The sequence below is a fragment of the Terrabacter sp. P2_E3 genome (assembly GCF_056403915.1).
Genome location: NZ_JBFUEN010000002.1, coordinates 246,579 through 272,893, shown reverse-complemented (window position 1 = coordinate 272,893; position 26,315 = coordinate 246,579). Strand labels below are relative to the sequence as shown.

General features: G+C 71.1%; 25 protein-coding genes. 7 read left to right on the top strand and 18 right to left on the bottom strand.

Features of this window, described 5'->3' with window-relative positions; all coding sequences use genetic code 11:
* Nucleotides 1–217 precede the first annotated feature (217 nt).
* Nucleotides 218–1,384: a hypothetical protein gene (locus tag AC1DW8_RS03110; RefSeq protein ID WP_478091750.1), complete on the top strand. Its 1,167-nt coding sequence runs from the start codon at nucleotides 218–220 to the stop codon at nucleotides 1,382–1,384.
* 99 nt (nucleotides 1,385–1,483) lie between these two features.
* Here the strand turns inward: AC1DW8_RS03110 and rpsI are convergent, their stop codons facing one another.
* Both rpsI and rplM read right to left on the bottom strand, forming a co-directional pair.
* On the bottom strand, nucleotides 1,484–1,987 hold the full coding sequence (rpsI, locus tag AC1DW8_RS03105; protein ID WP_020143190.1) for a 30S ribosomal protein S9: 504 nt from the start codon (nucleotides 1,985–1,987) through the stop codon (nucleotides 1,484–1,486).
* Nucleotides 1,988–2,021: 34 nt separating this feature from the next.
* Nucleotides 2,022–2,465: a 50S ribosomal protein L13 gene (gene rplM, locus AC1DW8_RS03100; RefSeq protein WP_020143191.1), complete on the bottom strand. Its 444-nt coding sequence runs from the start codon at nucleotides 2,463–2,465 to the stop codon at nucleotides 2,022–2,024.
* Nucleotides 2,466–2,730: 265 nt separating this feature from the next.
* Between rplM and AC1DW8_RS03095 the strand changes: the two genes are divergently transcribed.
* On the top strand, nucleotides 2,731–3,369 hold the full coding sequence (locus AC1DW8_RS03095; protein ID WP_478091744.1) for a winged helix-turn-helix domain-containing protein: 639 nt from the start codon (nucleotides 2,731–2,733) through the stop codon (nucleotides 3,367–3,369).
* Between the two features lie 5 nt (nucleotides 3,370–3,374).
* Nucleotides 3,375–4,688, top strand: a complete 1,314-nt coding sequence (locus tag AC1DW8_RS03090; RefSeq protein ID WP_478091742.1) for an MFS transporter — start codon at nucleotides 3,375–3,377, stop codon at nucleotides 4,686–4,688.
* Between the two features lie 179 nt (nucleotides 4,689–4,867).
* Here AC1DW8_RS03090 and AC1DW8_RS03085 read toward each other — a convergent pair whose 3' ends face one another.
* The 3 genes from AC1DW8_RS03085 to AC1DW8_RS03075 form a co-directional block, all read right to left on the bottom strand.
* A complete protein-coding gene (locus AC1DW8_RS03085) occupies nucleotides 4,868–5,809 on the bottom strand; it encodes an aldo/keto reductase (RefSeq protein WP_478091799.1) in 942 nt (313 codons plus the stop codon).
* A 120-nt stretch (nucleotides 5,810–5,929) separates the two neighbouring features.
* Complete coding sequence (pulA, locus tag AC1DW8_RS03080; RefSeq protein WP_478091740.1) at nucleotides 5,930–11,725, bottom strand: pullulanase-type alpha-1,6-glucosidase; 5,796 nt, start codon at nucleotides 11,723–11,725, stop codon at nucleotides 5,930–5,932.
* A 160-nt stretch (nucleotides 11,726–11,885) separates the two neighbouring features.
* Nucleotides 11,886–12,974, bottom strand: coding sequence for a MerR family transcriptional regulator (locus tag AC1DW8_RS03075; RefSeq protein WP_478091797.1), 1,089 nt, complete (start codon nucleotides 12,972–12,974; stop codon nucleotides 11,886–11,888).
* A 175-nt stretch (nucleotides 12,975–13,149) separates the two neighbouring features.
* Between AC1DW8_RS03075 and AC1DW8_RS03070 the strand changes: the two genes are divergently transcribed.
* The gene (locus tag AC1DW8_RS03070) at nucleotides 13,150–13,431 is read left to right on the top strand and encodes a WhiB family transcriptional regulator (RefSeq protein ID WP_020143197.1); all 282 of its coding nucleotides are present in this window, start codon (nucleotides 13,150–13,152) and stop codon (nucleotides 13,429–13,431) included.
* Between the two features lie 8 nt (nucleotides 13,432–13,439).
* Here the strand turns inward: AC1DW8_RS03070 and AC1DW8_RS03065 are convergent, their stop codons facing one another.
* The 6 genes from AC1DW8_RS03065 to truA form a co-directional block, all read right to left on the bottom strand.
* The gene (locus AC1DW8_RS03065; protein ID WP_478091737.1) at nucleotides 13,440–13,970 is read right to left on the bottom strand and encodes a YbaK/EbsC family protein; all 531 of its coding nucleotides are present in this window, start codon (nucleotides 13,968–13,970) and stop codon (nucleotides 13,440–13,442) included.
* Between the two features lie 168 nt (nucleotides 13,971–14,138).
* Nucleotides 14,139–15,188, bottom strand: a complete 1,050-nt coding sequence (locus tag AC1DW8_RS03060) for a nitronate monooxygenase (protein WP_478091735.1) — start codon at nucleotides 15,186–15,188, stop codon at nucleotides 14,139–14,141.
* 71 nt (nucleotides 15,189–15,259) lie between these two features.
* Nucleotides 15,260–16,942, bottom strand: coding sequence for an ABC-F family ATP-binding cassette domain-containing protein (locus AC1DW8_RS03055; protein ID WP_020143200.1), 1,683 nt, complete (start codon nucleotides 16,940–16,942; stop codon nucleotides 15,260–15,262).
* Between the two features lie 65 nt (nucleotides 16,943–17,007).
* Nucleotides 17,008–17,646, bottom strand: coding sequence for a hypothetical protein (locus AC1DW8_RS03050; protein WP_056771036.1), 639 nt, complete (start codon nucleotides 17,644–17,646; stop codon nucleotides 17,008–17,010).
* A 4-nt stretch (nucleotides 17,647–17,650) separates the two neighbouring features.
* Entirely contained in the window at nucleotides 17,651–18,259 is a 609-nt protein-coding gene (locus AC1DW8_RS03045; RefSeq protein WP_478091731.1) for a hypothetical protein, read from the bottom strand.
* A 62-nt stretch (nucleotides 18,260–18,321) separates the two neighbouring features.
* Nucleotides 18,322–19,179 (bottom strand): tRNA pseudouridine(38-40) synthase TruA, encoded by an 858-nt coding sequence (gene truA / locus AC1DW8_RS03040; RefSeq protein ID WP_478091728.1) that lies wholly within the window; start codon nucleotides 19,177–19,179, stop codon nucleotides 18,322–18,324.
* Between the two features lie 127 nt (nucleotides 19,180–19,306).
* Between truA and AC1DW8_RS03035 the strand changes: the two genes are divergently transcribed.
* The gene (locus tag AC1DW8_RS03035; protein WP_478091726.1) at nucleotides 19,307–19,852 is read left to right on the top strand and encodes an AMIN-like domain-containing (lipo)protein; all 546 of its coding nucleotides are present in this window, start codon (nucleotides 19,307–19,309) and stop codon (nucleotides 19,850–19,852) included.
* An 80-nt stretch (nucleotides 19,853–19,932) separates the two neighbouring features.
* Here the strand turns inward: AC1DW8_RS03035 and rplQ are convergent, their stop codons facing one another.
* The 7 genes from rplQ to infA all read right to left on the bottom strand — a co-directional run bounded on the left by rplQ (nucleotide 19,933) and on the right by infA (nucleotide 24,076).
* Nucleotides 19,933–20,631 carry a 50S ribosomal protein L17, sunset domain variant gene (gene rplQ / locus AC1DW8_RS03030; RefSeq protein WP_056771050.1) on the bottom strand — a complete coding sequence of 233 codons (699 nt, stop codon included), beginning with the start codon at nucleotides 20,629–20,631 and terminating at the stop codon, nucleotides 19,933–19,935.
* Between the two features lie 72 nt (nucleotides 20,632–20,703).
* A complete protein-coding gene (locus tag AC1DW8_RS03025) occupies nucleotides 20,704–21,735 on the bottom strand; it encodes a DNA-directed RNA polymerase subunit alpha (protein ID WP_020143206.1) in 1,032 nt (343 codons plus the stop codon).
* Between the two features lie 158 nt (nucleotides 21,736–21,893).
* Nucleotides 21,894–22,502 carry a 30S ribosomal protein S4 gene (rpsD, locus tag AC1DW8_RS03020; protein WP_045191881.1) on the bottom strand — a complete coding sequence of 203 codons (609 nt, stop codon included), beginning with the start codon at nucleotides 22,500–22,502 and terminating at the stop codon, nucleotides 21,894–21,896.
* A gap of 31 nt (nucleotides 22,503–22,533) precedes the next feature.
* A complete protein-coding gene (gene rpsK / locus AC1DW8_RS03015; RefSeq protein WP_020143208.1) occupies nucleotides 22,534–22,929 on the bottom strand; it encodes a 30S ribosomal protein S11 in 396 nt (131 codons plus the stop codon).
* Nucleotides 22,930–22,985: 56 nt separating this feature from the next.
* On the bottom strand, nucleotides 22,986–23,360 hold the full coding sequence (gene rpsM / locus AC1DW8_RS03010; protein ID WP_020143209.1) for a 30S ribosomal protein S13: 375 nt from the start codon (nucleotides 23,358–23,360) through the stop codon (nucleotides 22,986–22,988).
* A 225-nt stretch (nucleotides 23,361–23,585) separates the two neighbouring features.
* The gene (rpmJ, locus tag AC1DW8_RS03005; protein WP_006592630.1) at nucleotides 23,586–23,699 is read right to left on the bottom strand and encodes a 50S ribosomal protein L36; all 114 of its coding nucleotides are present in this window, start codon (nucleotides 23,697–23,699) and stop codon (nucleotides 23,586–23,588) included.
* A 155-nt stretch (nucleotides 23,700–23,854) separates the two neighbouring features.
* Nucleotides 23,855–24,076: a translation initiation factor IF-1 gene (gene infA / locus AC1DW8_RS03000; RefSeq protein ID WP_013493543.1), complete on the bottom strand. Its 222-nt coding sequence runs from the start codon at nucleotides 24,074–24,076 to the stop codon at nucleotides 23,855–23,857.
* A 258-nt stretch (nucleotides 24,077–24,334) separates the two neighbouring features.
* On the opposite strand from infA, the gene AC1DW8_RS02995 reads away from it, so the two are divergent.
* Together AC1DW8_RS02995 and AC1DW8_RS02990 are read left to right on the top strand one after the other, a co-directional pair.
* Nucleotides 24,335–25,657 (top strand): sensor histidine kinase, encoded by a 1,323-nt coding sequence (locus tag AC1DW8_RS02995; protein ID WP_056771053.1) that lies wholly within the window; start codon nucleotides 24,335–24,337, stop codon nucleotides 25,655–25,657.
* Nucleotides 25,654–26,307, top strand: coding sequence for a response regulator transcription factor (locus AC1DW8_RS02990; RefSeq protein WP_478091721.1), 654 nt, complete (start codon nucleotides 25,654–25,656; stop codon nucleotides 26,305–26,307). The genes AC1DW8_RS02995 and AC1DW8_RS02990 overlap by 4 nt, the downstream gene beginning before the upstream one ends.
* Nucleotides 26,308–26,315 lie beyond the last annotated feature (8 nt).

Sequence of the window (26,315 nt, the reverse complement as noted above, 5' to 3'; positions counted from 1 at the left end):
TGATGTGCTCGCACGACGATACCGCCCCCACGGCATACGGCCATCCGGCGGAGCCCGAAACGGTCACAACGGACATACCCGCTCTGATCGTGCCGGAAAGTGGCAGGGAACTGGCAGGTGGCTCCCATCCACTTCACAGACGCACCCCGCGACGATGTGGCCATCCCGGGGCCCGACACCCGCGGGCCTTCCCGGGTCCTTCCCAGAGAGGCACTCGATGAGCACTCGACGTTCACGGCGACTGGTCGCCGCCACCGCCACCGCCGCCACCGTCCTCAGCGTGGCGACGGCGCTCGGCGCGTCCGCCGCGGCACCGAGCACGTCCGCGCCCGCTGCCGGCGCGTCCGGCGCAGGGGTGACCAACCCGTACTCTCCGGCCTACGGCCACCCCTACCGCCACGGCGCGGTGCCGACCCGCGAGCTCAACACCCAGATGCACCGGTGGGAGGCCCAGACCAAAGGGGCGCGGCCCACGCAGGCCAAGACGCTCTCCTACGGCGGCGGCGTCGACGGGATCGGCGTCACGAGCGGCGGCGCCGAGAAGGTCTACCTCGTGTTCTACGGCAGCCAGTGGGGCAGCCAGGGCACCGACGCCGGCGGCAACCTGACCTTCACCGGCGACCCGAAGTCAGGGGCCCCGGTCGTCCAGAAGCTCTTCAAGAGCCTGGGGACGGGCGGCGAGGCCTGGTCGGGCGTCATGACGCAGTACTGCGACGGTCCGCTCGTGGCCAAGGGCGCGACCTCCTGCCCGTCGAGCGCTGCGCACGTGCGCTACCCGACCGGTGGGGCCCTCGCCGGCGTGTGGTTCGACCCGTCCGTCGCGGCGCCCGCGAACGCCACGGCCAAGCAGCTCGGCGACGAAGCCGTCCGCGCCGCAGGGCATTTCGGCAACACCACCGCCGCCAGCAACCGCGACGCGCAGTACGTCGTCCTCTCCCCGACCGGCACGCACCCGGACGGCTTCAACACCTCGTCCGGGCAGTTCTGCGCCTGGCACGACTACAACGGTGACCCCTACGTCGGGTCGACCAGCCCGTACGGCGACATCGCCTTCACGAACATGCCCTACGTCATGGACATGGGCACGAGCTGCGGGCAGAACTTCGTCAACACCGGCGCCGCGGGCACCGACGACGGCTACTCCATGGTCGAGGGCCACGAGTACGCCGAGACGATCACCGACCAGAACCCGGCCGGCGGATGGACGAACACGACGTCGCGCACCTACTCCGGTCAGGAGAACGCCGACGAGTGCGCGTGGATCGCACCGGGCAGCGCGGGCGGCGCGGGCAACGTCTCGACGACGTCCGGCAGCTTCGCGATGCAGGCCACGTGGTCCAACGACACCAACCGGTGCGACCTCAGCCACGCCACGGTGGGCTGACGCGTCACCGACCCGGCCCGGCGGCATACGCCCTCGGGAACGACGAAGGCCCCCGAGCAGTGCTCGGGGGCCTTCGTGCAACCAGCTGAGGCAGCCAGATCAGCGCTTGGAGTACTGGGGAGCCTTGCGGGCCTTCTTGAGACCGGCCTTCTTGCGCTCCGGGACGCGGGGGTCACGGGTGAGGAAGCCGGCCTTCTTGAGGGCGGGACGGTTGAGCTCCTCGTCGATGCCGTTCAGCGAGCGGGCGACGCCGAGGCGGACCGCGCCGGCCTGGCCGGAGGGGCCACCGCCGTGCACGCGGACGAGCACGTCGTAGGAGCCGTCGAGCTCGAGGAGCGTCAGGGGCTCCTTGACGATCTGCTGGTGCACCTTGTTGGGGAAGTAGGCGTCGAGGGTGCGGCCGTTGATCTTCCACTCGCCGGTGCCGGGGACGATGCGCACGCGGGCGATGGCCTGCTTGCGGCGACCGGTCGCAGCGCCGGGGGTCGAGACCTCACGGGCGCGCTTCGGCTCGCCGGCGACGGAGCCGTCGGACTCCGAGGTGTACTCGGTCAGCTCGGGCTCGTCGGTGTCGAGGACTTCCTCGTTCACGATGTCAGTCACGTGTCTTGTCGCTTTCTACGCAGCAGCCGGGGGCTTACTGCGCAACCTGGGTGATCTCGAAGGGGACGGGCTGCTGGGCCGCGTGCGGGTGCTCGGCACCGCGGTAGACCTTGAGCTTGGAGAGCTGCTGGCGGGCCAGCGAGTTCTTCGGGAGCATGCCGCGGATGGCCTTCTCGACGGCCTTCTCGGGGCTCTTGGCGAGCAGCTCGGTGTAGGAGGTCGACCGCAGGCCGCCCGGGAAGCCCGAGTGGCGGTAGGCCTTCTTCTGCTCGAGCTTGGCGCCGGTCAGGGCAACCTTGTCGGCGTTGATGATGATGACGAAGTCACCGGTGTCGACGTGCGGTGCGAACTGCGGCTTGTGCTTGCCCCGGAGCAGGACAGCGGCCTGGCTCGCGAGACGGCCGAGCACGACGTCGGTCGCGTCGATGACGTGCCACGTGCGAGTGACCTCGCCGGGCTTCGGGGTGTACGTGCGCAATGGAGTCTGCCTTCGCTTCTGAAAATGGTGGAGCAGTGAATGCCGCTGGGCTCGGTCCGCGTCGCCCGTCTCGTCCACGAGGTGGGGATGACGGGTTCGCCTGACGGCCCGGTGCACAACTTCATCCATGTTACGGGGTCGCGTGCCTGCGCCCAAATCACGGACACGGACACCGAAAACAGGGCCTGACCTGCACGGATGGCAGATCGAGACCTCCGTGCATAGATCTTGTGCACATGAAGTGTGCAGAGGTATTGTGCACACTATGGTTGCACAGGATCCCTCGAACCCCTCCCCGACCGCGTCGTCCGGGCCCTCGGAGGACGAGAACGTCTGGCTCACGCCGGAGAGCGTGCGCGTCCTCGCCCATCCGCTGCGGTCACGCCTGCTCGGGGCGCTGCGCCGAGGCGGCCCGTCGACCGCGACCGACCTCGCCACGCTCCTCGGCACCAACTCCGGCGCCACGAGCTACCACCTGCGCAAGCTCGAGTCGGTCGGGCTCGTCCACGACACCGAGGAGGGCGAGGGCAAGCGCCGGCTGTGGCGCGCGAGCTCCGAGTACCACTCCTGGCACCCGAGCGACTTCGAGGGTGACGAGGACTCCGAGACCGCCCTCAACTGGCTCACGCGCGACTACGCCCGCCACTTCAGCGAGCAGTACGACAAGTGGCTCGACGTCTCGACGACGTGGCCCACCGCGTGGCAGGACGCTTGCGGCTCGAGCGACGCGGCCGTGCTCGTCACCGCCGAGTCCCTCGAGGCGATGCGGGAGGAGATGTGGGACCTCATCGAGCGCTACCGCCGCGTCGGACAGGGCAACCCGCAGGCGCGGCGGATCGCCGTCTACGCCTTCGCCTACCCGCTCGACCTCGACCGACCCCCGACGACGACGACGAAGGACTGAGCCCGATGAGCCCTCGGGACACCCTGCTCTCCCCCACTGCGGCCCGCCGCGTCTTCCTCGCCCTGAGCTTCACCCGGTGGTTCCCGGTCGGGCTCGTCGTCGGCCTGCTCACCCTGTGGCAGCTGGAGCGAGGCCTCACCGTGGCGCAGGCGATGACCATCTCGTCCGCCGCCGGGCTGACGATCTTCGCGCTCGAGCTGCCGACGAGCGGCTTCGCGGACGCCTTCGGCCGCCGGCCGGTCTTCGTCGTCTCGGCCGTCGTCAACGTCCTCGCGAGCAGCATCCTGCTCGTGGCGCACTCCTTCTGGGCCTTCTTCGCGGGCGCCGTGCTCACCGGCATCTTCCGCGCCCTCGACTCCGGCCCCCTCGAGGCGTGGTTCGTCGACACGGTGCACGCCACGACTCCCGGCGCCGACGTCGACGGTGCCCTCGCGGCCCAGGGCACCGTGCTCGGCGGGGCGATCGCCTCTGGGGCCCTCGTCTCCGGCGGCCTCGTCTGGTGGCACCCGTTCGCGGGTGCGTCGGCGCTCGTCCTACCCGTCGCCGTTTTCGTCGCCCTCAACGTCGTGCACCTCGTCGCCGTCCTCGTCCTCCTGCGCGAGCCGCGCGGCGCCGAGCACCTCGACGCCTCGGGTGCCCGCCGCGCCCTCGCCTCCGCGAAGGAGGCTCCCGCCGTCGTGCGCGACGGCCTGGGCCTGCTGCGGAGCAACCGCGCGCTGCGCGGCATCGTCTGCGTCGAGGTGTTCTGGTCGGTGGCGATGATCGTCTTCGAGACCTTCCAGCCGATCCGTCTCGCCGAGCTCGTCGGTGGCGAGGAGCGCGCCGGCGCGATCATGGGCCCGGTGGCCGCCGCAGGATGGGCCGTCTTCGCCCTCGGCGCGGCCCTCTCGGGATGGTCGAGCCGCCGCATCGGCGTCACCCGCACCGCGATCGCCGCCCGCGTGCTCAACGGCCTCGGCGCGGTCGTCATGGGACTCGTCGCGGGGCCTGCGGCGCTCATCGCCGCCTACGGCGTCACGTACCTGCTGCACGGCGCGGCCGGTCCGGCCCACTCCGCGCTGCTCCACCGCGAGGCCCAGGCCCGCAACCGCGCCACGGTCCTGTCGATGAACTCCATGGTCGCCTCCGTGGCCTTCGGCATCGCGGCCCCGCTCCTGGGCCTGCTCGCCGAGCGCACCTCGACACAGGTGGCCATGGTGACCGCAGGAGCCGTCAGCATCCTCGGCGCCTGGTTCTACCGGCACGCCCTGCACGCCGAGAAGGCCCGCGCGGCCGAGGGCGTCACGACCGGGCCTGCGCTCCACCCGGCCGTCGACTGAGCCGCCCTCAACCCCCACACGAGTGGCCCCGCCCCCACACCCGCCTCCCGAGCCTGCGACGGCGGGGTCACTCGTCGATCGCGGGCGTGCGCCCGGAGGGACGGGGCCACTCGACGGAAGGGGTGGGACGGGGCGCTCACTCGAGTGGGACGGGGCGCTCACTCGACGTGAAGCGGGGGTCAGGCGGGCGGGGTGGTGACGGCGTCGAGCTCGGCGAGGTCCTCGGCGGTGGGCTCCCACAGGCCGGCCCGGACGTTGTCGACGACCTGCTCGGGGCGCGTCGCCCCCGCGATCACCGAGGCGACGGCCGGCTGGGCCGCGAGCCCGCCGATCGCGACGTCGATGGGGCGCAGACCGCGCTGGGCGGCATACGCCTCGAGGGCCTCGATCGTGTCCCAGTCGGCGCCGTCGAGCCGGTCGGCCATCCCGGCCAGGCGCGTGCCCTCGGGGGCCGGCTCGCCCCGACGGTACTTCCCGGTGAGCAGGCCGGAGGCGAGCGGGAAGAACGGGAGCAGCCCGACGCCGACATGCTCGCACGCGGGGACGACCTCGTCCTCGACGTCACGCTCGAGCAGGGAGTACTCGTTCTGCGCCGAGACGAACCGCGAGGACCCGGCGGCGCGCGCGGTCCAGTCCGCGTCGACGACCTGCCATCCCGTGAAGTTGCTGCTGCCGAGGTAGCGCACCTTGCCCTCGCGGACCAGCTCGTCGAGTGCCGCGAGCGTCTCGTCGATCGGGGTCTGCGGGTCGGGTCTGTGCAGCTGGTAGAGGTCGATCCAGTCGGTGCCGAGGCGCCGCAGGCTCGATTCGACGGCCTTGCGCACGTAGCGGCGCGACCCACGCACACCCCAGTCGGGGCCGTTGGCGCCCTGCATGTCCATGCCGAACTTCGTTGCCACCACGACGTTCTCACGCTCAGATCCCAGAGCGAGGCCGAGCATCTCCTCGCTGGAGCCCTGGCCGTAGATGTCGGCGGTGTCGAAGAGCGTGATGCCGCTGTCGAGGGCCTGGCGCACCACGGCGTTCGTGCCGTCCTGGTCGAGGCGCCGACCGAAGTTGTTGCAGCCGATGCCGACGGTCGAGACGGTGAGCCCGCTGTCGCCGAGCTGCCGGTAGGTCATGTCAGGAGTCGCAGTCACCCGTCCAACCTATGCCCGGGCCCGGTCGGTCGGCAGGTCCCGCACCCATGACGAAGGCCGGCCCCCGCGTGGCGGGGACCGGCCTTCGAGGAGGCTGCGTGGTCAGTTCGGCTGGACGAAGACCGCGACCGTGCGGGCGGGCACCGAGAACGAGCTGCTGCCTGCGTCGTATGCCGCCTGCTTGACGACGCTGTCGGCGCCGTTCGCCTGAACCGGGTTCAGCGAGACCGCGCCGCTGAGGCCGGGGACCTTCTGGGTCACGGCGTCGGGGGTCGCGTTGAAGACGACGACCGCTCCGCGCAGCGCCGGGTCGACGTCGACTCCCTTCGTGTCGTCGATCCGCATGACGATGACACCCTGCTTCGCGTCGGCCGTGCCGGAGACCGGGAAGGTCACCTTGGCGTTGATGGCAGCCGCGTTACCGAGACGGAACAGCTTGGTGCTGAAGCGAAGTCGCAGCAGGTCCTGCGCCATCGCGTCGGCGCTGCGCACATCGGCGGCGGACGGCTTGAGCGCCGGGTTGGCGAGCAGCGGCTTCATGAACGGCCACTTGGCGGAGTTCTGTTCCTGCGGCGGCAGGCCGTGGCCGAAGCCGTTGTCGGCGCCGGTCCAGTCGAGCCGGTTGAACCAGTCACCGCTGTCGTACGAGTCGCGGTTGAGCGACTTGCTGCGGAGCAGGTCGGCGCCGGCGTGCCAGAACGACGGCGTCTGCGCCAGAGCGGTCGTCGCGAGGGACAGGGTGTTCATCCGCACCCGGTCCTGCATCGACGTCGCGACCGGCAGCTTGTACGTCAGCGAGTCGAAGAGCGTCTCGTTGTCGTGGGCGTCGACGTAGCTGACGACCTCGTCGGGCTGGTCGGCGTAGCCGGCCGGGGACCCGTTGTAGTCGACCTGTGTGCCGTTGACGACCGTCCCGGTCTTCTGGCTGCGGAAGGTGAACGTCTTGAGGTTGCCGGCCAGCCCGAGCTGGACCAGGTCGGTGTCGCTGCCGAGGCGGGTGGCCGCGTCGGCGTTGATCGCGGCACCGTTCGGGTCGGTCGCCTCGCCGGAGCCGAAGCCCTGACGACGCGGGTCCTCGTCGAACGGTCCGCCTCCACGCACGCCGTCACGCAGGCGGTCGGAGAAGGTGCCGATGCCCGTGCCACCGAGCTGGCCCTGCGTCGCCTGCACGAAGAGCTTGTTGTCGGCGACCTCGCCGAAGTTCCAGCCCTCGCCGTAGAGGTAGATCGACCTGCCGTCGACGCCGTCCTTCGAGAGCGTCAGGGCGTCGAGGGCCGAGCGCACGGCGAGCATGTTGGCCTTGCTGTGGTGGCCCATGAGGTCGAAGCGGAAGCCGTCGACCCGGTAGTTGCGGGCCCACGACACCACGGAGTCGACCATGAGCTTCTGGCCCATGGCGTGCTCGGTGGCGACGTTCTGGCAGCACGTCGAGGTCTCGACGGCGCCACTCGCGTTCAGGCGGTGGTAGTAGCCGGGCACGACCTTGTCGAGCACGGACTTGTCGCCCTGGCCCGACTGGGCCGTGTGGTTGAAGACCTGGTCGAGCACGACGCGGAGGCCGTCCTGGTGCAGGGCTCCGACCATCGTGCGGAACTCGGCCACGCGGGTCCCGCCGTCGGCCGCAGCGGTGCTCGACGCGTACGAGCCGTCGGGAACGCTGTAGTGGTAGGGGTCGTAGCCCCAGTTGAAGGCGTCCTTGGCCGCGACGGCCCCGACGCACTTCTGCTGCTCCTCGCTGTCGGGCGCGTAGGAGGCGAGGTCGCACTGCGGCGTCTGCTGCTTGGCCTTGTCCTCCTCGATCGAGGCGATGTCGAAGCTCGGCAGCAGGTGCACGGTGTTGAGACCGGCCTTGGCGAGCGCCTTGAGGTGCGCCCTGCCGTCACCGTCCGCGGCGAAGGCGAGGTAGCTGCCACGCAGGGCCGCCGGGACCTTGGCGTCCGACATGGAGTAGTCGCGGATGTGCAGCTCGTAGATCGTCGAGTCGACGTGCTGGGCGAGCTTCGGCGACGGGGTGCGGCTCCACACCGAGGGCATGAACGCCGGGCTCGTCAGGTCGACGGCGACGGACCGCGTGGAGTTCAGCGTCAGCGCCACCGAGCTCGGGTCGGTGACGACGTTGGTCTCGACCGTGCCCGTCGTCGGCGCCCACACCTTCACCTCGTAGAGGTAGCGGGCGTTGAGCGCCGTCGAGGTGCTGAGGCTCGTCGTCCACGCCCCGTCGGACGAGCGCGTCATCGTCGTGCGTCGGGCCGTGTCGACCGGACGGTCCGCCGAGCGGGCCGGCCAGGTGAGCAGGGTGACCTGCTGCGCCGTGGGGGCCCAGAGGCTGAACGTCGCGCGGCTGCGCGTGAAGCCGACACCGTAGGTGCGAGCGGCCGCCCTGGCGGCGTAGATCGCATCGAGGGCGATGGCCGTCTGCGCGCCCGTCGCGTCGAGCAGCTGGCCCGTGGAGGCGTACATCGCGACGGCGACCTGGCCCTTGAGGATCTCGGGCATCAGTGCGGCGGTCGCCTTGTCGAGACGCAGGGCCACGGCCCCCTTGAGCTCCGGGTGGGCGGCCACGAGCGAGGCGGGCAGCCCTGCCGGGTCGCGCGTCAGGCTCGCCACGGAGCCGCCGGTGACGGCCTCCGCGTCGACGGCGAGACCGCCGTCGGCCGACCAGTGCAGGCGCCAGTCGAGCGTCGCGGGGTCGGTGCCGGCCGGCAGCGCCGACGCGGGCCAGGCGACGAGGTCGGGACCCACGACGTAGGCCTTGGACTTCGTCAGGTCGGGCGCGGCGCCCGCCTTGGACGTCTTGACCGTGACCTCGTGCGTCGAGGTCTTGTAGGTGATGGTGGTCAGCACGCCGTCGGCCGGGACCGAGAAGGCGACGTTGTTGGCCGGGTAGGCCTCGGTCCAGGACAGACCCACGGCGACCTTGAACTCGTACGAGCCCGCGGGGATCTGGTCGGTGGTGAAGACGTACGTGCCGTCACCGTCGGGGTCCTGCAGCCACGACCGCATGCAGTCGGGCGCCCAGTCTCCCGGGCAGCCGAGCTCGCTCTGGAAGCTGCCGGGAGCCGTGATGATCGGGCCCGTCGCGTCGTTGGTCACCCAGTGGGTGCGGTGGTCGTAGTAGAAGGTGACGGGCTTGCCGGCGGCCGTATAGGCGATGTTGCCGCCGCCCTTGACCGCTCCGGCACCGTAGTTCTCGTCCCACGACTTGTCGATCGCGGCCTTGTACTCGTAGTCGCCGGCCGGGATGGCGTCGAAGGTGCCCTTCCAGATGTCGTCCTTGGCGTCGAGGGCGAGCTGCGCCTCCGCACAGTCCGGCTGCCAGTCGCCCGGGCAGCCCATCTCGGAGTTGTGGTTGCCGGGGACGCTGACGTTGTCGGGCTGGGTGACGGGGCCGACACCACCGCCGCCACCGCCGCCGGACGTCTCGGGCTCACCCACGATGCCGTAGGTGGAGGTCGCCGAGACGTGGCCGGCGATGTCCTTGGCCACGATGCGGTACTCGACGAGCGTTCCCTTGGCGAGGCCGGACACGTCGTGGAAGACGCGGTAGGGCGCGTTGTCGTCCGTTCCCAGCGGCGTCCAGGAGGAGGTGCCCACCGGGCGCTGGAGGAAGGAGACCTCCGCGAACGTGTTACCGGGCAGGGCGGCGCCGATCTCCGCACGACCACCCACGACACCACCCGCGCTGGGCGACGTCGGGTAGATCGCGGGAGCCGACTTCGGCTGCGCCATGGTCGAGTTCGCCCGATAGACCGCCACCGACAGTGGCGGGACGGTCACCGTGACGCGCCCGTCGGCCGCGGCGCGCAGGTCCGAGGTGGCGCCGAGGAGCGGCACGAGCTTCGAGCCGGCGGAGTAGGTCGAGAAGGTCGCGGTCTTCGCCGTCGTGGCGTTGTTGGCGACGACGACGTACTCGCGCTTGGCCGCCTTGTCGATGCGGCTGATCGCGTAGATGCCGGCCGCGTCCGAGGCGTAGCGGTGCACCTGCGCCCCGTCCGCGAGGGCCGGGTTGGCCGCGCGGAGGGTGGAGAGCGCCTTGATCTCCCGGTAGAGCGGTGCGGACGTGTCGTAGTGCGAGTCGGAGCCGGCGGGCTCGCTGCCCCCGACGACGACGTCGTCCTGGTAGATCGGCGTCCGGCTGGCGAACATGTCCTGGCGCGCACGCTTGTCGCCGAAGTCGCTCTTCGGACCGGTGAAGCCCTGCTCGTCGCCGTAGTAGACGACCGGGTTGCCGCGCGTCAGGAACATCAGGGACGTCGCGAGCCGGTCGCGGGCCAGCAGGTCGTCACCGGTGGCGCCGCCGGCGAGCAGCATCGCGCCGACGCGACCCATGTCGTGGTTGCCGAGGAACGTCGGCAGCTCGTAGGCGTTCGAGTCCGTGTCGGTGTAGTAGTCGTCACCCGCGAAGAGGTCGCGGATGCCGGTGGTCGCCTTGCCCTGGGCGAAGCCGAGCGCCGCACCCTGGAAGCCGAAGTCGAGGGTCGCCGGCAGCGCACCCTTTGTCGTGAACTGGCTCGTGTAGGCGGGGTTGCCGTCGTAGACCTCGCCGAACATGAAGAAGTCGTCGTTGCCGATCGCCTTGGCATGGCTGAGGATCGCCGGCGAGAAGGCCTGCCAGAACTGCATGTTGACGTGCTTGACGGTGTCGATGCGGAAGCCGTCGACGCCGAAGTCGACCCAGGAGTTGTAGATGTCCTCCATGCCCGTGACGACCTTGGGGTTCTCGGTGAAGAGGTCGTCGAGACCGGAGAAGTCACCGTAGGTCGACGACTCGCCGGCATACGTGGAGTCACCGCGGTTGTGGTAGAGCGTCGTGTCGTTGAGCCACGCCGGGACCTTGACGTCCTTGTCGGCGTCGGCGACCTTCGGCACGTACGGGAAGGACGTGCCCGCCGTCATCTTCGGGAAGCAGTCCGGCACGGTGTCGCCGGCGCAGGCCGGCTTGCCGGCGACAGCGGCGTCGTCGAAGGCCTTGCCGCGGGCGTCCTTGTAGGGGCTCGTCTCCTTGTTGACGTAGGTGGAGGAGCCGCCCTCGTAGGAGATGACGTCGGCCGTGTGGTTGGTGATGATGTCGAAGTAGACCTTCATCCCCTTCGCGTGGGCGGCCGAGATGAGCGCCTTCATGTCGGCGTTCGTGCCCAGGTGCGGGTCGATCCGGGTGAAGTCGGTGATCCAGTAGCCGTGGTAGCCGGCGCTCGCGTCGGAGCCGCTGCCCTGCACGGGGCGGTTCTTGAACGACGGCGTGAGCCAGATCGCGGTCGTGCCGAGTCCCTTGATGTAGTCGAGCTTGCCGGTCAGGCCCTTGAGGTCACCACCGTGGTAGAACCCCTCGTTCGTCGGGTCGAAGCCGGTGGAGAGCGGTCCGCCTGTCAGGCCGCCCTGGTCGTTGGCCGTGTCGCCGTTGGCGAAGCGGTCGGCCATGACGAAGTAGAAGCGCTCCTTCGTCGCGAGCGAGCGCAGCGACGAGGCGGCCAGCTTCATGTCGGCCTTCGTGGCGGCACCGGGCAGGTCGGTGGGGGCGATCCCGATGGCGTGGGTCGTGTCGTCGTAGGTGAAGCGCAGCGTGGCCGGGCCGGCGAGGACGAGCGGCACGTTGCCGCCGCCCTGGCCGTAGCTCTCGTCCCACGAGTGGTTGATGGCCACCTTGAGCTCGTAGCTGCCCTTGGGCAGACGGAACTCGGCGGCATATGTCGTCGTGCCCGGCTCGAGCGCGAGGTCGGTGGCGCTGCAGTCCGGCGTCCAGTCGCCGCTGCAGCCGAGCTCGTCCTGCAGGGACCCGACGACCGTTGCGGTGCGCGGAGCGTCCGCCCGGGCGGTCGGTGCCCCGGCCAGCGGGACGGCGAGTCCCGCCATGACGAGGGCCGAGATGCTGGCGACGGACAGGGCCGGGCGACGGCGCATGCGCACTCCTTTGTGGGCTGGGTCGCTCACGCCCGCGTCTGGACGCTCGACCACCGGGGGAGAACTTAGCGCCCGAATCGGACACCACGCCAGACCTGGACTGCAAAATCTTGCACTCAGGCTCAGGATGTTGCGGTTTCTTGCGCCGAACGACAGCCGTTCAGCCCACCGAGGCACCCGGGCGCGGTACGAGGGCAGTCACGGCCGCGCCGAAGTCGGCGGCTCGCCTCACGGTCACCGGCCCCTCGGGCGCGGCGATCCCGTCGGGCCAGCCGGGCCCGCCGATGACGACCTCGAGCGGCCAGTCGATGATCTCGAGGTCGCGCCAGAACGGCTCGGCCTGCGGGCGCGCGAGCGAGGCCCAGAGGAAGACGGCCCGCGGCTGCGACTCCCGCAGCGCCGACACGAGGGCGTCGGACGGCACGCGCGGGCCGAGGAAGAGGCTCGCCACCCCGTGGCACGCGAGCTCGGCCTCGAGCGCGAGCAGCGGGAGGTGGTGCTGCTCGTCGTCGGCGCTGGCCAGCACGACGGGCAGACCTGCGACCCGGAGCCGGTTGGCCCGCACGACCGCGCGCAGCTCGGACTGGAGCAGCTCGCTCGTCAGGTGCTCGGACTGCACCCCGAGCCGCCCCTCCTCCCAGAGGTTACCGACGCGGCGCAGCGCCGGCGCAAAGACCTCGACCCAGGCCCGACCGACGTCGCGGCGGCGCATGACCTGGCGGTAGAGCAGCGCCATGGTGCGGGGGTCGAGAGCTCGGGCCGCGCCCACGATGGCCTCGACGAGGTCGGTCGCATCCTGCTCGGAGCCCTCGACCTCACCCGCGCGCGCACCACCGACACCGGGCTCGCCGGGCTCGCCGGGCAGGCGACCCAGCCCGTCCCCCTCGCCCGGGGCTGCGGACCTGCGGTCCCCGTCGAGACGTTCGGCGATCGCCCCAGAGTCCATCGCCAGCACCGAGTCCGCGGCGCTCTGCGCGGGCACCCCCTGGGCGGTCAGGCGGGACATCAGCAGCACGCGCCGGATGTCGAGCTCGGTGTACCGGCGGTGGTTGCCCCGGGTCCTCAGGCTCGGTCCGATGCCGTGGCGGCGATCCCAGGACCGGAGCGTCGGCGCGGCGATGGCGAGTCGCTCGGACACGACTCCCACGGGCCAGCCCAGATCGGGCGCCCGCTCCCCCGGCTCGGGGTGGTCAGGCTCCGTCTGGCCGGGCTCCCTCGAGGCTGCCGGCTGCGGGTTCATGTCGATCATCACCGTTTCACGTTGGTCACCCGCGTCGGGCGGAGCGGTCCGAGATTCCCGTCATGGACCGCTCCAGCGCCGATCGGGCTCCCCAGATCATAAACTTATGCAGACCTCTTGTGCAATGCATAAGTTCTGCGTAGGTTCTGCATCAGATCGCTCGACCGGACCGACGGAGGAAGCCATGACGATCACTCGCCTTCCGCGCCCCACCTACTCCTCGTACGAGTGGCAGGAGCAGGGTCGTTGCCGCACCAAGGCCGTCGAGCAGTTCTTCGCCGACGACCAGGAGCTCGACCAGCGCGAGCGCCGCGAGCAGACCGAGGCCGCCCGCATGGTGTGCGCCTCGTGCCCCGTCCGGGAGCGGTGCCTCGACCACGCGCTCCGGGTTCCCGAGACCTTCGGCATCTGGGGCGGCACGACGCCGACCGAGCGCGCCCAGATGCTCTGGGACGTCGCCGGCTGAGCGAGCCGTCAGCGCACGGCGAGGGCGATGACCTGCGCCGTCGGCAGTCCGGCGAGGGACGCCCCGTCGAGCAGCAGCTTCGCGCCGCGGACGCCGGCGCCGATGACGACCGGACCTGCCGCGACGACGGCTTCGTCGACGAGCACCGGCCAGCCCGCCGGCAGCCCGACCGGCGTGATGCCACCCTGCTGCATCCCGGTCAGCTTCTGGGCCTTCGCCTGGTCGGCGAAGGAGATCTTGCGGGCGCCGAGGTGCTTGCGCACGACGCGGTTGATGTCGGCCCGGTCGGTCGCGAGCACCATGACGGCCGCGAGGGTCGTGTCGTCACCGCGGCGTGCCTCGACGACGACGCAGTTGGCCGACGCCTCGGGTGCGACGTCGTAGGCCTCGCAGAAGGCCGCCGTGTCGGCGAGCGTGGCGTCGATCGGGGCGACCCGGACCCCCGGCACGTGCTCGAGTGCCGCCGCGACGGGCGGGGCGAGCAGGTCGGGGCGCTCGGAGGCGGCCACCCACGTCAGGTTTCCTTCGGCGCTCGGCATGGCCCGAGCGTATGCCGCCCGCTCCCGCACCGCCCAGAGGGCTCGTATGCCGTCGGCCCGCCCGACGGCATACGGTCTGCGCTCAACTGCACGAACGTGCGGCAGTCAACCGCCGCGGCCGGTCCCTCGCAACGCGAAACCGGCGCTCTCACGCGGCCGACGCCCGGGTCAGTGCGAGAGCAGGGCGACGACCGTGGCCGCGGGCACCGGCCGCGCCGACCTCCAGCCCGAGCCGGCCCACAGGGCGAGCAGGTCCGAGCGCTCCGCCCGTGCCGACGCCCGCCGCAACGGCACCGTGAGGTGGTGGACCTCCGGGTAGGCGGCCGGGGCGTGGCCGTCGTGCCGACGCAGGAACTCGGTCTCGAGACCGCGGGCGAGGCGGCCCGAGTAGGCCCGGGTCACGGCGGTGCGCTCGTAGGAAGGGTCGGCGAGCGCGCGGCGGTAGGCGAGGCCGGTCCCGGCCTCAGGAGTGAGGAGCAGGGCGGTCCCGACCTGGACGGCGTCAGCCCCGGCGGCCCGCACCTGCGCGGCACGCTCCGGGGTCGAGATCCCGCCGGCGGCGACGATCGGCACGTCCGTCTGCGACCGCACGGCGGCGACGAGGTCCAGCAGGTCGGACGCCGACGGCTCCTTGGCCGGATCGAGGGTGCCACGGTGTCCGCCGCCCTCCGGTCCCTGGAGACAGAGCCCGTCGACGCCGGCACCGAGGGCCGCTGCCGCCTCGTCGACGTCGGTGACCGTGGCGACGGTCTCGATGCCGGCACGGCGCAGCTCACCGAGCACCGCCGTGCTCGGCAGCCCGAACGTGAAGGACACCAAGGGAACTCGCTCCCGCACGACGAGGTCGAGCTTGCGTTCCCAGTCGTCGTCGTCGCCGGGCCTCGGCTCACCGGGCTCCACGCCGACGGACCGCGCGTCGTCGCCCAGCGTCTCGCGGTAGGCGGCCACCGCGTCCGCGCGCTCGGCGCCGGTCAGCTCGCCCGGCCCGACGGCATACGCGTTCGCCTGGGCGGGCACGAAGAGGTTGACGCCGAAGGGGCGCGAGCTCGCGTCCCACACCTCGGCGATCGCCGAGGCGAGCTGAGGTGCGGTGAGGTATCCGGCAGCGAGGAAGCCCAGACCACCGGCCTCGCCGACCGCGGCGACGAGCTCGGGAGAGGTCGGGCCTCCCGCCATCGGGGCGCCGACGACACCGGTCTCGAGCGTTCGCAGCAGCATGCCCCGACGCTACTCCGCTCCCCCGCCCGGGGCACCGGGCCGTGCGGCCGACGTGGGGAGTGTGGGCGGGGTCACCGCGGCCGGACGACCCGCCCCTCGTCCCACACCGGCTCGGTCGACTCGTAGACGCGGCCGTCGGCGCCGAAGACGAGGAAGCGGTCGAAGCCGCGCGCGAACCACCGGTCGTGGGTCACGGCCACGACGGTCCCCTCGAAGCGGTCGAGCCCCTCCTCGAGCGCCTCGGCCGACTGGAGGTCGAGGTTGTCGGTGGGCTCGTCGAGCAGCAGCATCGTCGCGCCCGAGAGCTCGAGCAGCAGGATCTGGAAGCGGGCCTGCTGCCCGCCCGACAGCGACTCGAACTTCTGCTCGCCCGAGCGCGCCAGCTCGTAGCGGTCGAGCGCGCGGGCGGCCTGCTCGCGTGGGCGCCCCTCGCGGTGCTCGTCACCCCGGTGCAGGATCTCGAGCAGCGTGCGTCCCATGAGCGAGGGGTGCTCGTGCGTCTGCGCGAACCATCCCGGACGCACGCGCGACCCCAGCCGCACGACGCCGGAGTGATCGACGGGCACCGGCCGCACGTCGCCGACGGGCTGGTGCTCGCGCTCGGGGTCGGTGCCACCGCACGCGAGCAGCCGCAGGAAGTGCGACTTGCCCGAGCCGTTGCTGCCGAGGATCGCGACGCGCTCGCCGTACCAGACCTCGAGGTCGAAGGGCTTCATCAGGCCGGTCAGCTCGAGCCCCGTCGCGACGATGGCCCGCTTGGCCGTGCGACCCCCGGTGAGGCGCATCTTGACCGACTGAGTCATCGGCGTCTCCTCGGGCGGCCCGGCCTGCTCGAACTTCGCGAGGCGGGTCTGCGCGGCCTGGTAGCGCGAGGCCATGCCGTCGTTGAACTTGGCCTTGACCTTGAGCGTCTGCACGAGGGTCTTGAGCTTGACGTGCTCCTCGTCCCAGCGGCGGCGCAGCTCCTCGAGGCGGTCGTTGCGGTCGGTGCGGGCCTGGGCGTAGGTCGCGAAACGGCCGGGGTGCACCCAGAGGGTGGCGCCGGCGGCTCCGGGCTCGAGCGTCGCGACGCGGGTGGCGACCCGGTCGAGCAGCTCGCGGTCGTGGCTGATGAAGAGCACCGTCTTGGGCGAGGCGACGAGCGCCTCCTCGAGCCAGCGCTTCGTCGGCACGTCGAGGTAGTTGTCGGGCTCGTCGAGGAGCAGCACCTCCTCGGGTCCGCGCAGCAGCGCCTCGAGCACGAGCCGCTTCTGCTCACCGCCGGAGAGCGTCGTGACCGTGCGCCACTGCGCCTGCTCGTACGGGATGCCGAGGGCCGCGACGGTGCACTGGTCCCAGAGCGTCTCCTGCTCGTAGCCACCCGCCTCGCCCCACTCGACGAGCGCGTGGGCGTAGGCCATCTGGTCGTCCTCGGAGTCGCGCTCCATCATGAGCAGCTCGCTGCGGTCGATCTCCTCGGCGGCGGCGCGGATGCGGTCGGGCGCCACCGAGACGAGCAGGTCGCGCACGGTCGTGTCGTCGCGCACCTTGCCGATGAACTGGCGCATGACGCCCAGACCGCCCGAGCGCGTCACCGCGCCCTCGTGGGCCGCGATGTCGCCGGCGATGATCCGCGTCAGTGTCGTCTTCCCGGTCCCGTTGGGACCGATGAGTGCGACCTTGGCGCCCTCCCCGACCCGCACGGAGACGTCGTTGAGCAGCGGCCTGCCGTCAGGCAGGCTGAACGAGACGGAGTTGACGTCGACATGGCCCACGAGAGTCAAGCCTGACGTATGCCGTGTGGCCGCGTCACCCGGTTAAGCATCCGGTCGCGCACGCGTCACCCCCACGCCCAGGAGTCGAGCACGGCGCGGTAGACGTCGAGCGCCTCCGGGTGGGCAGGGTCGTAGGTGAGCCGGATCGCGAAGGCCTGCTCCGTGTAGGCGACGACGTAGTAGACGTGGCGCACCTGCTCCGACTGGTCGACGACGATGCCCATCGCCCGGTAGCCGGCGATCTCACGCTCGGGGGCCGCCATGGGCGTCAGGCCCTTGGCCTCGAAGCCCTGACGGATCCCGTCGACGACCTCGGCCAGCGAGTGCGAGCCCACCTTGATCGGCCGCTCGACCGCGATGAACGCCGGCACGCCGTCGTCGTCGGGCTGCACGAGGGTGTCCGGCGGCGGGTCGAGGTCGCGCTCGGCCCGGCTCCACCCGGCGGGCTGGAGGTAGCTGTAGTCCACGCCGCGGACACGGTCCTCGGTCATCGCCACGGGGCCGACCGCGGTGGGGAGCGGCTCGATGCGGTGGCCGCCGCTGTCGGTCGTCGGCGCCGCGGACGTCGGCAGGTGGACGACGCCGACGTCGGTCGGCGTGGGCGCCACCGGGGCGGGGTCGGCGGAGCAGCCGGCGAGGCACGGGGCCACGACCAGGGCGATCGCCGGAAGCAGTGCCGCCGACGTCCTCACGCGAGACGCCATGGGGCTACGTCCACGCCCAGGTCGAGAGGAGCTCGTCGAACTCGGCCATCGCGTGCGTCGCGTCGGCCTGGGAGGAGCTGAGGGTGAGCAGGTAGATGCGGCCGCCGCGCGACACGCCGTAGGAGCGGGCGAGCACCTTGATGCCCTGCTGTTCGAAGGTCGTCGTGAAGCCGGCGGCCGCGGAGCCGGACACGCTCTTGCCGGGGGCCGAGGACACGGTGCGTCCGGCGGCCCCGAGCTGCTGGCGTCCCTTGGCCAGCTCGTCGTCGAGGACCGACTGGTCGCCGGCGGCCGAGGTGACCACGAGGTTGTTGGCGAAGGCACCGACCTTCTTGGACGAGAGGAGCACGAGGTCGATGTCGGCCACGCCGGTGGCCTTGTCGGTCGCCTCGGTCCACCCCTCCGGAGGCACCACGGTGAAGGCACCCGAGCGGCCCCGGACCTCGTCGCCAGCTGCCGTCGTGGCCGAGCCGGTCGCCGTGGACGTCGCACCCGACGCGGAGGCGGGGCTGCTCGCCGGCGGCGAGGCGGTGGTGTCCTTCGAGCAGCCCGTGAGCACCAGGGCGCAGGTGAGGACGCCCACCGAGACGACACGGGTCGGGCGGGCCTTCATGCGGACGATCCAACCACAGGTGGCTGGTGGCCGCCGGTCCGGTCTCGGGCCTGAGACACCGCTCAGACGGCAGAACGGCGTGCCCGCGTGGCCACGGCCCGCGCGGCGAGGTCGTCGTCGTCCGGGTAGACGACCTCCTCGAGGCTGAGGCCGTGCGGCGGCATGACGTGGATTCCCGCGGTGCGCTCGGCCCGGTCCCGGAGCGCCCGCGGCCAGTCCACAGCGCGACGGCTCTCGCCGACGGGCACGACGGCACCGACGAGCGACCGCACCATCGAGTGGCAGAACGCGTCGGCCCGCACCGTGGCGGCGAGCACGCCGTCGGGAAGGCGGACCCATGAGAAGTCGAGCAGCGTTCGCACGGTCGTCGCACCCTCCCGCTGCTTGCAGAACGCCGCGAAGTCGCGCAGCCCGATGAGCGAGCGCGACGCCTCGTCCATGGCCGCGACGTCGAGGGGCCGGCGCCACCAGACCGTGTCGTGGCGTCGCAGCGGGTCACGGTCTGCGTCGGGGTCGGCGAGGCGGTAGAGGTAGCGCCGCTCGACGGCTGAGAAACGTGCGTCGAAGCCAAGGGGGGCCACCACCGCACGGCGCACGACGACGTCCGTGCCCAGCAGGCCCCCGAGACGACTGACGAGGGCGACCCCCGGCTCCCGGTCGGAGCGACCCGGCAGGGTGGCCCAGGCGTGGGCGTCGAGGTCGACGTGGGCGACCTGACCGCGCGCGTGGACGCCGGCATCGGTGCGGCCGGCCACGGTGACCCGGACGGGCTCGGGGCTGCGCAGCACCGTCGACAGGGCAGCGGTCAGCTCGCCCTGCACCGTGCGCAGCGCCGGCTGGACGGCCCACCCCGAGAAGGCTGTCCCGTCATAGGCCAGGTCGAGGCGCACGCGCAGCGTGGACCCACTCGACTCGCTCATGGCGCCCGAGCCTAACGGGATCCGATGGGCCCGTGACGCGCGCCCGTCAACCGCGCCGGGGCCCTGCACGTCCTATGAGTGGGACACCGGACGACCCGGTCCGGGCCCGCCAGAAGGGGGAACCTCCATGCACACCGTCACCCGCCGCATCCTCGTCGCCGCGTGCGCGGCCGCACTCACCGCCCCGGTCGCGTCCGCCGGCACCATCACCCCCGCGACCGCCTCGACCGCGCCGTCCTGCGGCATCACGTGGGGATCCGGCGCGAAGGCGACGAGCCCCACCCAGCTCTGGACCGGCGCCGTCACGGGGGTCCTGGCCGGCCGGCACGCCTGCTACGACCGGCTCGTCATCGACCTCGCCCGTGGCCGTGGCATCCTCGGCTACGACGTCCGCTACGTCGGCGCCGTCACCGCGCCGGGCAGCGGCCTCCCCGTCCCCGTGAGCGGTGGCGCGAAGATCCAGGTCACCGTCGACGCGCCGTCGGTCCTCGGCCGGACCACGACGACCTTCTCCGGATGGACCACCTTCCGGCAGCTGCGGGGCGTCGGCAGCTTCGAGGGCTACACCGACTACGGGCTCGGCGTGCGGGCGCGGCTGCCGATGCGCGCCTTCGTCCTGACCGACACCGACGGTGGCCGCCGTCTCGTCGTCGACGTCGCCCACCGGTGGTGAACGAGAAGGGCCCCGCACCACTGGTGCGGGGCCCTTCTCGTCGCGCCGGAGCGCGAGGTCACTCTGGTGGCTCAGGTGGCTCAGGAGCCGGAGCCGGCCTTCGTGAAGCCGGCGGCCTCGGCGTCCTCGGCGGACTTGAACCAGAACTCGGCGATCGTCTGGTCGTACCACTGACCGTCGGCCTCGTGGTACTTGCCGGAGTCGGCGTTGCCCTTGACGGTGTAGCCGTCCTCGGGCGACGAGCCGTCCTCGTTCGCGGCGACGGCGCCCTTCGGCAGCTCGACAGCAGCCTCGGTGGCCTCGGCCTTCTCGGCGTCCTCGGCGGCCTTCGTCTCGGCAGCCGCCTGCTTCGACTCGCTCTGCTTCGCAGCGCGCTTCGTGGCGGCCTCGGCCTCCTTGACCGTCGCCTTCTTGGCCGACAGCGGCTCGCGGACGAGCTCGATGACGACCATGGGGGCGTTGTCGCCCTTGCGGGCGGCGATCTTCGTGATGCGGGTGTAGCCACCGTCGCGGGCCGCCATGTCAGGGGCGATCTCGGCGAACAGGCGGTGGACGACACCCTTGTCGCGCACGACCGTGAGGACGCGGCGACGGGCGTGCAGGTCGCCGCGCTTGGCGAACGTGATGAGACGCTCGGCGAGCGGGCGCAGACGCTTGGCCTTGGCCGCGGTCGTCGTGATCTTGTCGTGCTCGAAGAGCGACGTCGCGAGGTTGGCCAGGATCAGCCGCTCGTGGGCGGGGCCGCCACCGACGCGGGGACCCTTGGTGGGGGTGGGCATTTCGTTTCTCCTAGAAGTCCGACCAGGCCGTTCTCGAGCAGTTCGCCGAGGGCTCGGTCAAGAAGCGGTTGGTCAGAGACGCTCGTCCTCGACGAACGACTGGTCGTCGTCGTCGCTGTAGTCGTCCTCGCCGTAGCCGTCGACGAGGGCAGACGGGTCGAACCCGGGCGGGCTGTCCTTGAGGGCCAGACCCATGCCGACGAGCTTGGCCTTGACCTCGTCGATCGACTTCGCACCGAAGTTGCGGATGTCGAGCAGGTCGGCCTCGCTGCGGCCCACGAGCTCACCCACGGTGTGGATGCCCTCGCGCTTGAGGCAGTTGTAGGAACGAACGGTGAGGTCGAGGTCCTCGATCGGCAGGGCGAGGTCGGCGGCGAGCGCGGCGTCAGTCGGCGACGGGCCCATGTCGATGCCCTCGGCCTCGACGTTGAGCTCGCGAGCCAGACCGAAGAGCTCGACCAGCGTCTTGCCGGCCGAGGCCATGGCGTCACGCGGGGTCATCGAGTTCTTCGTCTCGACGTCGACGATGAGCTTGTCGAAGTCGGTGCGCTGCTCGACACGGGTCGCCTCGACCTTGTAGGTCACGGTGAGCACCGGGCTGTAGATCGAGTCGACCGGGATGCGGCCGATCTCCTGGTCACCGGACTTGTTCTGCTGCGCCGAGACGTAGCCACGGCCACGCTCCACGGTCAGCTCCATCTCGAGCTTGCCCTTGTCGTTGAGCGTCGCGATGTGCAGGTCGGGGTTGTGCACCTCGACACCAGCCGGAGGCGTGATGTCGGCGGCGGTGACCGCACCCGGACCCTGCTTGCGCAGGTACATGACGACCGGCTCGTCGTGCTCCGAGGAGACGACGAGGCCCTTGATGTTGAGGATCATCTCGGTGACGTCCTCCTTCACGCCCGGAACGGTCGTGAACTCGTGGAGCACGCCGTCGATGCGGATGGAGGTGACCGCCGCGCCCGGGATGCTCGAGAGCAGGGTGCGACGGAGGGAGTTGCCGAGCGTGTAGCCGAAGCCGGGCTCGAGCGGCTCGATGGTGAAGCGGCTGCGGTTCTCGACCACGACCTCTTCGGAGAGCACGGGACGCTGTGCGATGAGCACTGTTCATTTCCTTCCCACGGGCGACCGCCATATGACGCCTCGTGAAACTGCCCGGTCGTGATCCGGGCGGGCCGGCTCGGCTCTGTCTGCGAGCGCGACCCCAGGCACAAGGGTCCCCGTATGCCGTGAAGCGGGCTTCACGGCATACGGGGCCTTGATCAGTTCTTCGAGTAGAGCTCGACGATCAGCTGCTCGGTGAGCTGCGAGTCGATCTGCGCACGCACCGGGAGCTGGTGGATGAGGATCTGCAGCGAGCCGTCGACGACCTGCATCCACGCCGGGACGGGACGCTCGCCGAACGTCTGGCGAGCCAGCTCGAACGGGAAGCTCTCGACGGACTGCTTGCGGACCGTGATGATGTCGTACTGCTCGACGCGGTAGCTCGGGACGTCGACGCGCACGCCGTTGACCTCGAAGTGACCGTGCGTCACGAGCTGGCGGGCGTGGCGACGCGTGCGGGCCAGGCCAGCGCGGTAGACCACGTTGTCCAGACGCGACTCGAGGATCTGGAGGAGGTTCTCACCGGTCTTGCCGGGGCGCTTCGCCGCTTCCTTGTAGTAGCGGACGAACTGCTTCTCCATGACGCCGTACTGGAAGCGGGCGCGCTGCTTCTCCTGGAGCTGGGTGAGGTACTCCTTCTCCTGGATCCGGCGACGGCCGTGCTGGCCGGGCGGGAAGGGACGGAGCTCGAAGTTCTTGTCGCCGCCGACGAGGTCCATCTTGAGGCGGCGGGACTTCTTGGTGATCGGGCCGGTGTAACGAGCCATGTTTCTAGTTCTCTCTCTCGCTCAGGCCGGATCAGACGCGACGGCGCTTGGGCGGGCGGACACCGTTGTGCGGCGTGGGCGTGACGTCGCTGATCGCGCCGACCTCCAGGCCGGTGGCGGTGAGCGAACGGATCGCCGTCTCGCGGCCCGAGCCCGGGCCCTTGACGAAGACGTCGACCTTGCGCATGCCGTGCTCCATGGCGCGGCGGGCAGCAGCCTCGGCGGCCATCTGGGCGGCGAACGGGGTGGACTTGCGCGAGCCCTTGAAGCCGACCTGGCCGGCAGAGGCCCACGCGATCACGGCGCCGGTGGGGTCCGTGATCGAGATGATCGTGTTGTTGAACGTGCTCTTGATGTGAGCGTGCCCGTGGGCGACGTTCTTCTTCTCCTTGCGACGAACCTTCGTCACACGAGCCTTGGGAGGCATTTTTCTCCTACGTCAGAACTGAATGTCGGTGAGACGTGATCGCGAGGCGATCAGCGTCACTTGGCCTTCTTCTTGCCGGCCACGGTGCGCTTCGGGCCCTTGCGGGTGCGCGCGTTGGTCTTGGTGCGCTGACCGCGCACGGGCAGACCACGACGGTGACGGAGACCTTCGTAGGAGCCGATCTCGACCTTGCGGCGGATGTCGGCCTGCACCTCACGGCGAAGGTCACCCTCGAGGCGGTAGTTGCCCTCGAGGAAGTCACGAAGCGCAACGAGCTCGGTCTCACCGAGGTCCTTGACGCGGGTGTTGGGGTCGACGCCGGTGGCAACCAGCGCCTCCTTGGAACGGGTGCGACCCACACCGAAGATGTAGGTCAGTGCGACCTCGACGCGCTTCTCGCGCGGAAGGTCGACTCCAACAAGACGAGCCATGTTGGGTTGTCTCCTGATTTCTGTGACGCGGAGGTCTGGAGCAAGGCACCGATCCGGGGTCACGGTCCGCCACTCAGAAGGACGGACCACCGGTCCCCGGCCTCCGTGCCGGGGGTGACGTCCTGCGCCGACACGACGGTCGGTCATCAGGGGCCGGGTGCTGCTTTCATTCACTTGTCTTGCGTGCTGTCGAAGTTCTGTCGACGGCGAGGGTGGTGTTTCTGCTCAGCCCTGGCGCTGCTTGTGGCGCAGGTTCTCGCAGATCACCATGACCCGACCGTTGCGGCGGATCACCTTGCACTTGTCGCAGATCTTCTTGACGCTCGGCTGAACCTTCATCTGCCTGCTGTCTTCAGATCGCGCGCCTGCCACCGCGGGCCCCGGAGGGCACGTGACGATCAGGTGCTTGGTTGTGTAATCGGGAGTTGGTGCCTCGCACTCGTCCCGGCCTGACATGCCCGCTCTCGCGGACCGGTCGCGGCCGACCCTGGTGCTCAGCGGTAGCGGAAGACGATCCGACCGCGGGTCAGGTCATAGGGCGAGAGCTCGACCACCACACGGTCCTCCGGGAGGATCCTGATGTAGTGCTGTCGCATCTTGCCCGAGATATGTGCGAGCACCTTGTGACCGTTGGAGAGCTCCACCCGGAACATCGCGTTCGGGAGAGCCTCGACGATCGTGCCCTCGATCTCGATGACACCGTCCTTCTTGGCCATATCCTCCGTCTATCTGTTGGTGGCCGACCCGGACTGAACCGGCCTTTGGGACGTGCCTGGGTGCCGTGCTCGTCGCACAGCGAGAACTCAGGCGCCGAGGCACACGACACCCAACGCACAAGACTACGCCACGGGGGCCCGTTCCCCGAAATCGTGGCCGGAGCGACGACCCCGCCCGAACCATCCCCCGTGGGGGCCCCGCGGAAGGTCCTCCCACGGGAGGATCCCGTATGCCGTCGCCTTGGGTAGCGTGCTCGCGTGACCGTCCGGCCCGCACCCCAGGCTCCCGCTGCGCCGGCCGCACCCGGCGGGGCGGCCCGGCCGCTCGTCGACCGCGTCGGGGCGATCATCGCCTTGCTCTACTTCGTCACGTCGATCACGGTCGCCGCCGGGCTGGGCCGCAGCGCCTGGTGGGTCAACGTGCGGGACCAGCCTGCGGTCCTCGGCTACGTCGGCATCGGGCTCGGCGCCCTCGCCCTGCTCCTGCTCCCCCGCTTCCCGCGCGCGACGTTCGCGGCGTGCGGGGTGCTCGCCTACCTGCTGTACGCCGTCGGGGCCATGCTCGGGCTGCCGACGGTGCTCATGGCCCTGGTCGCGCTCTTCGGCGTCACCCTCTGGACCGACCGGCGCGGCGGGCTGTGGGCCCTCGCGGCGGCGCTCGGCTCGATCGGCCTCGCCACCGTGCTGCTCCTCCTCCGCTTCGGCTACCTCCTCCCGCCGCTCGAGACCTTCCTGTCCGACCGGGTCGCCGTCTTCCTCTTCAACAGTGCCGCCGTCGTCGTGCTCACCTGGGCCGTGGCCGACCAGGTGCGCGCCGCCCGGGAGCGGGCCGCGCTCCAGGACGAGTCCGCGTCGCACGCGGCCGACGCGGCCGCCCACGAACAGGCCGAGCGCGCTGCCGTGAGCCGCGCTGACGGCCTGGCCGACCGGCAGCGGATCGCCCGCGAGATGCACGACGTCGTGGCGCACGGACTCTCGGTCATGATCGTGCAGGCCGACGGTGCGCGTTTCGCGGCCGCCTCCGACCCGGACGCCGCGACGACCGCGCTCGCGACGATCGCCGCGACCGGGCGGGCCTCGCTGGCCGAGATGCGGCGGCTGCTGGGCGTGCTCCGCGACGACACGACCGGCGTCCCGGAGGCGCCGCAGCCGGGACTGGCCGACATCGAGACGCTCGTGGCGGGCCTCACCGCGGGCGGGAGGGTCGTGCACCTGCGCCAGGAGGGCGAGCTGCTGCCCCACGACGCGACCGAGGGTGACGCCGCGACCGGGCTGACGGCCTACCGGATCGTCCAGGAGGCCCTGACGAACGTCATGAAGCACGCCGGCGAGGACGCGACGGCCTGGGTCAGCGTGACGGTCGGACCGAGCCGCGTCGTCGTCGAGGTCGTCGACGACGGCGACGGCGGGAGCCACGTCGACGGCGGTGTGGGCCACGGCCTGCGTGGCATGGCCGAGCGGGTCGAGGTGCTCGGCGGCTCGCTCGTCACCGGACCTGATCCTCGCGGGGGCTACCGCGTCGTGGCGACACTGCCCCGTCTCGCGGCCGGGGCGACCCGACCCATCGAGGTCGCGCCGTGATCCGCGTCATGATCGTCGACGACCAGGCGCTGGTGCGGGCGGGCTTCGCCATGCTCGTGCGCTCGCAGCCCGACCTCGTCGTGGTCGCCGAGTGCGCCGACGGGCAACAGTGCCTCGACACCCTCTCGACGGTGCCGGTGGACGTCGTCCTCATGGACGTCCGGATGCCACGGATGGACGGCATCGAGGCCACCCGCCTGATCGTCGAACGCGACTGCGCCACAAGAATTCTCGTGCTGACCACCTTCGACCTCGACGAGTATGCCTTCACGGCCCTGCGTGCCGGCGCCTCCGGCTTCCTCCTCAAGGACGCGCCACCCGAGGACCTCCTCGCGGCGATCCGGACGGTGCACGCCGGCGACGCCGTCATCGCGCCGTCGACGACGCGCCGGCTCGTCGAGACGTATGTCCGGAGCGCTCCCGTGGCGCCGGCCCTCATCGACCGCACGACGGCCCTGACCGACCGGGAGCGCGAGGTCTGGGTGGCCATCGCCAACGGCCTGACGAACTCCGAGATCGCCGAGGCGCTCTTCGTGTCCGAGACGACGGTCAAGACGCACGTCGGCCACATCCTGGCCAAGACCGGTGTCCGCGACCGCGTCGCGCTCGTCGTGCTGGCCTACCAGACGGGCGCCGTGGCGCTGTCCTGAGCCGGGCG